Origin of the sequence: Streptomyces sp. SID1328 (assembly GCF_009865595.1) — a bacterium.
Classification (GTDB): Bacteria; Actinomycetota; Actinomycetes; order Streptomycetales; family Streptomycetaceae; genus Streptomyces; species Streptomyces griseoluteus.
Genome location: NZ_WWKH01001020.1, coordinates 1 through 223, shown reverse-complemented (window position 1 = coordinate 223; position 223 = coordinate 1). Strand labels below are relative to the sequence as shown.

1 protein-coding gene is annotated in these 223 nt (G+C 77.6%); it reads left to right on the top strand.

Annotated features, from left to right (window positions below; translation table 11 throughout):
• On the top strand, window positions 1-173 hold a 173-nt coding region (locus tag GT030_RS32745; RefSeq protein WP_237522981.1), incomplete at its 5' end, for a 5-formyltetrahydrofolate cyclo-ligase.
• Window positions 174-223 lie beyond the last annotated feature (50 nt).

Genomic DNA, 223 nt, shown 5'->3' with positions numbered 1-223 from the left:
GGGGGTCGTACGACCGGGTGCTCGCGCGCCTGGAGCGCGCGGGCGCGCGTCCGGCGCTCGTGGTGCTGCTGTACGACACGGAGGTGGTGGCGCGGGTGCCCGCCGAGGCGCACGACCGCCCGGTGCACGCCGTGGTGACCCCGGCCGGGGTACGCCGTTTCGCGCGCCCCTGAGCGCCCCCTGATACGCGAGAAGGCCCTCCACGCGCGCGTGGAGGGCCTTC